Origin of the sequence: Desulfogranum marinum (assembly GCF_963675105.2) — a bacterium.
Lineage (GTDB): Bacteria > Desulfobacterota > Desulfobulbia > Desulfobulbales > Desulfobulbaceae > Desulfogranum > Desulfogranum marinum.
Genome location: NZ_CAXXRO010000004.1, coordinates 2,705,001 through 2,710,335 on the forward strand (window position 1 = coordinate 2,705,001; position 5,335 = coordinate 2,710,335).

Annotated in this window: 2 tRNA genes and 4 rRNA genes (1 of these 6 running past the window's edge); all 6 read left to right on the forward strand. The window is 46.8% G+C overall.

The features are described from left to right. Positions 1-266, forward strand: a 23S ribosomal RNA gene (locus tag ACHZCY_RS20520); it begins 2,686 nt to the left of the window's first position. Between the two features lie 58 nt (positions 267-324). Beyond that, a 5S ribosomal RNA gene (gene rrf, locus ACHZCY_RS20525) occupies positions 325-441 on the forward strand. A gap of 1,463 nt (positions 442-1,904) precedes the next feature. After that, positions 1,905-3,461, forward strand: a 16S ribosomal RNA gene (locus tag ACHZCY_RS20530). Between the two features lie 77 nt (positions 3,462-3,538). Continuing rightward, positions 3,539-3,616: transfer RNA gene (locus ACHZCY_RS20535), tRNA-Ile, on the forward strand. 163 nt (positions 3,617-3,779) lie between these two features. Further along, a tRNA-Ala gene (locus tag ACHZCY_RS20540) sits at positions 3,780-3,855 on the forward strand. 340 nt (positions 3,856-4,195) lie between these two features. Then, positions 4,196-5,335 (forward strand): 23S ribosomal RNA (locus ACHZCY_RS20545); the annotation flags it as partial.

Consider the following 5,335-nt stretch of genomic DNA (forward strand, 5'->3'; position numbering starts at 1 on the left):
AGAAGATCTTTCCCTAGTACGAGAGGACCGGGATGGACGAACCAATGGTGTACCAGTTGTTTTGCCAAAGGCATTGCTGGGTAGCTAAGTTCGGAAGGGATAACCGCTGAAAGCATCTAAGCGGGAAGCCCACTTCAAGATAAGATATCCCATGGTGTAATAACCATCTAAAGGCTCGTTGGAGACTACAACGTTGATAGGTCGGGTGTGGAAGTGTAGCAATACATGGAGCTAACCGATACTAATTAGCCGTGCGGCTTAACCATATCCTTTTGTAAACAAAGTTTACCCTGCTATTTAAATTGTTAACAGTTTTATATATTTTTCGGTGACCATAGCGAAGAGGCTCCACCCGTTCCCATTCCGAACACGGTAGTTAAGCTCTTCAGCGCCGATGGTACTGCATGGGTGACTATGTGGGAGAGTAGGTCGTCGCCGTCTCTTTTTAAAATCCCCAATACACTCATCGTGTATTGGGGATTTTTTTTTGTTTGCAGATTCAAGTAGACATATAATATCGCGGTACTCCTAAAGACAGTATTCCACTCCCTGCATCTTTTACCTTACCTTTTGGTTTGTTTCTGAATTTATTACCCTTTAGAAATCAAGATTTTTTGCATAAAAAAGTATGGCCATACAGCAAGCGAACACAAACGGTGTTCGTTTTCGATGGCCTTGCCAGCTATAGTTACTGCAAAGAAGGAATTTCCTCTACGGATAATATATTTCGATTAGAGCGTAGGGTGGATAAGCGTAGCGCATCCACCAATGATAGTCATCGGAATCAGCGTGGATGCGCTACGCTTATCCACCCTACGAAGCTGCCCAGCTATATGGTTGTGGCATGACCAAACGATTAGATTCATACTGTGGTGGTTGAGATATTTTGTATTTTCCAAAAAATATGGCTCCTGGTCAACGGCTACGAATAATTAAACAGGTAAATTTATAGGCGTTGCATGGGTAGTTCAAATTTATTGATAGTATCTAACAATATTACTGCGCCACTCATGCACGTTTTTTTTGGAGGAAGGATTTACGATCAAAGTGAAAAAATCAGGTATCCTTTCCAGTAAATTGCATGAAAAGATGACGGAAAAGAAAGTATAATTCATAAAAAAATAGCTAATAGACGAAGGCCAAAAATAAATTTCAGAGAATGTGTTTGACCTGAGAATAGCAAATACTAAAAGTTTTACTTACTGTGTGCAGAGAAGGTGGAATAGGGTGTTTCCGATATGGCATTTGGCAAGGTACCTGATAATGTATTAAGTTTCAGGTGGTTATAGGTCAACTGTTTTTGTATTCCTCAATGATGGTCTCTAAGGTTTGCATGTGTATTGAGAAAAAAGCAACTGATCGCAAAAATAGTTATTGACGACCGATTGATGATCGAGTAGTTTCCCGCCCCGTGCCTGACGAAACATGGACGGCACAGCTTGAAGTGGATTGTTAGTTGTTTAATAATTCCAACCTGTTGGCTGCTGAAACAAATTTTAAACAGCCGGAAAAAAGAGGTTGACTTCAAGAGCGCGGTAAGGTAGTTTGCCGCTCCGTTGCTTGACGAATACAATCGCCAGGCAGCATGCTGAAGGTCGTTGGCAGTGATCAACGATCACACCTTTTTAATTGTTGAAAGTTACTTTTAACAACAGTAAAAAAAAAGGTTGACGGCACGGCGGAGTTACAGTAGATTGTCGCTCCGTTGCTTGACCAACATTATTGAGCAACATGTTCTTGTTTTGACAAGAGCTTACGCAGTACATAAAGTATAACTTCTGTTATACCGAGGCCATGTACAATGGCTTTGATCTTTGACAACTGAACAGTAAACAAGCGGGCCAATTGATTTTGGTTTTTTTGAAGTAAGTAAGTCCAATCGTAAGTGATTGTGGCTAGGATATAAACTGGAGAGTTTGATTCTGGCTCAGAACGAACGCTGGCGGCGTGCTTAACACATGCAAGTCGAACGCGAACGGATTCTTCGGAATTCTAGTAGAGTGGCGCACGGGTGAGTAACGCGTAGATAACCTGTCCTTATGTCTGGGATACCCCACCGAAAGGTGGACTAATACCGGATGTTCTTGTTTTTCATAAGCGTAATAAGAAAAGGTGGCCTCTGATTTAAGCTACTGCATGAGGAGGGGTCTGCGTACCATTAGCTAGTTGGTGGGGTAAGAGCCTACCAAGGCATCGATGGTTAGCGGGTCTGAGAGGATGATCCGTCACACTGGCACTGAAACACGGGCCAGACTCCTACGGGAGGCAGCAGTGAGGAATATTGCGCAATGGGGGCAACCCTGACGCAGCGACGCCGCGTGAGTGAGGAAGGCTTTCGGGTCGTAAAGCTCTGTCAAAAGGGAAGAAATGCATAATGATTAATACTTTTTATGTTTGACGGTACCTTTAAAGGAAGCACCGGCTAACTCCGTGCCAGCAGCCGCGGTAATACGGAGGGTGCAAGCGTTGTTCGGAATTACTGGGCGTAAAGGGCACGCAGGCGGCCTGATAAGTCAGATGTGAAAGCCCACGGCTTAACCGTGGAAGTGCATTTGAAACTATTAGGCTTGAGTATCAGAGGGGAAAGTGGAATTCCTGGTGTAGAGGTGAAATTCGTAGATATCAGGAGGAATACCAGTGGCGAAGGCGACTTTCTGGCTGAATACTGACGCTGAGGTGCGAAAGCGTGGGGAGCAAACAGGATTAGATACCCTGGTAGTCCACGCCGTAAACGATGTCAACTAGGTGTAGGGGGTGTTGATCCCCTCTGTGCCGCAGCTAACGCATTAAGTTGACCGCCTGGGGAGTACGGTCGCAAGATTAAAACTCAAAGAAATTGACGGGGGCCCGCACAAGCGGTGGAGTATGTGGTTTAATTCGATGCAACGCGAAGAACCTTACCTGGTCTTGACATCCCAAGAATCTTCTAGAAATAGAAGAGTGCTTTTCGGAGAACTTGGTGACAGGTGCTGCATGGCTGTCGTCAGCTCGTGTCGTGAGATGTTGGGTTAAGTCCCGCAACGAGCGCAACCCTTGCCTTTAGTTGCTAGCAGTTCGGCTGAGCACTCTAAAGGGACTGCCGGTGTCAAACCGGAGGAAGGTGGGGATGACGTCAAGTCCTCATGGCCTTTATGACCAGGGCTACACACGTACTACAATGGCCGGTACAAAGGGCAGCGACAGGGCGACCTGAAGCGAATCCCGTAAAGCCGGTCTCAGTCCGGATTGGAGTCTGCAACTCGACTCCATGAAGTCGGAATCGCTAGTAATCGTGGATCAGCATGCCACGGTGAATACGTTCCCGGGCCTTGTACACACCGCCCGTCACACCACGGGAGTCGGTTGTACCAGAAGCAGTTGACCAAACCTTCGGGATGGAGGCTGCCAAGGTATGGCTGGTAACTGGGGTGAAGTCGTAACAAGGTAGCCCTAGGGGAACCTGGGGCTGGATCACCTCCTTTATAAGGATATGCAGCTTAGACTGCAAAGGGATCAACCCCGCTTGTTTTACTGTTCAGTTTTGAGAGATCAAGGTCATGGGCCTATAGCTCAGCTTGGTTAGAGCGCACGCCTGATAAGCGTGAGGTCGGTGGTTCAAGTCCACCTAGGCCCACCAGGTTGAGTTGATCCAGGTTTTACTCCCCTTTCTGGAGTTAGCGGAGAGCGTATTTAAACGCTTCTACGTGCTTCAGGTTTGTTTGTTGTTCTCAGATCGCTATAGGTATGCTATGCGGGCTGAGAACAACAAACAAAGATGGGGCTGTAGTAGTGTTTAAAACGGGGGTGTAGCTCAGCTGGGAGAGCGCCTGCCTTGCACGCAGGAGGTCATCGGTTCGAACCCGTTCACCTCCACCATTTAAAAGAATAAGGTTAGGTATTCGTTGCTTTGCAATGAATACCTAACTTTAAGCTTTTAATATACAATAAAAGTTTTCAGGTGCGCCGGATTTGGGCATTTCGTGTTGTTCGCCATAGTTTACTATGCGTACAACAGGAAAGGGCCGAAGGCGGTGTGCATGAAAGCCTTTTAGAAGTTTATTGATCTTTGACAATTGAATAGCAGGGTATCTAAATCGTAGACCCTTTTTTGTATGTTCACCGAGGGCCGTCAGGTCAGTGTGAGAATAAGCATGCAGGAGAGGGAGTACTACAAAAATAGCGTTTAGAGTTATAACTTAGTTTACAAAAGACTTATGGTTAAGCTACTAAGGGCTGACGGCGGATGCCTTGGCACTAGGAGGCGATGAAGGACGTGGAAAGCTGCGATAAGCTTCGGTGAGCTGCTAACAGGCTTTGACCCGGAGATTTCCGAATGGGGCAACCCGGTAGAGTTCAAACTCTATCATTTATTACTGAATACATAGGTAATAAAAGCGAACGAGGGGAAGTGAAACATCTCAGTACCCTTAGGAATAGAAATCAAACGAGATTCCGTCAGTAGCGGCGAGCGAACGCGGATTAGCCCAAACCTATGAGCTTGCTTGTAGGGGTTGTGGGGCCCCGATGTGGGATTGATGAGAGATAGCGGAATGGTATGGAAAGGCCGACCATAGACGGTGATAGTCCGGTACGCGAAATCTTGATTCACCCTAGGGTGTCCCCGAGTACCACGAGACACGTGAAACCTTGTGGGAATCTGGGAGGACCATCTTCCAAGGCTAAATACTCCCTAGTGACCGATAGTGAACCAGTACCGTGAGGGAAAGGTGAAAAGAACCCCGGGAGGGGAGTGAAATAGAAACTGAAACCGTCAGCTTACAAGCAGTTGGAGCTCAAATTTATTTGGGTGACAGCGTGCCTTTTGCATAATGAGTCAACGAGTTATCCTATGCAGCGAGGTTAAGCCGTTAGGTGTAGCCGCAGCGAAAGCGAGTCTTAAGAGGGCGTCGAGTTGCATGGGGTAGACCCGAAGCCGGGTGATCTATCCATGTCCAGGGTGAAGGTCGAGTAACATCGACTGGAGGCCCGAACCATTGTAGGTTGAAAACTGCTTGGATGAGGTGTGGATAGGAGTGAAAGGCTAATCAAACTCGGTGATAGCTGGTTTTCTCCGAAATATATTTAGGTATAGCCTCGCGAAATGACTGACGGAGGTAGAGCACTGCTTGGACTAGGGGTCCCACCGGATTACCAACTCCATGCAAACTCCGAATGCCGTCAAGTTCCATCGCGGGAGTCAGTCTGCGGGAGATAAGTTCCGTGGTCGAGAGGGAAACAACCCAGATCGTCAGCTAAGGTCCCTAAACCATGCTAAGTGGAAAAGGAGGTGAAATTGCTCAGACAACCAGGAGGTTGGCTTAGAAGCAGCAATCCTTTAAAGAAAGCGTAACAGCTC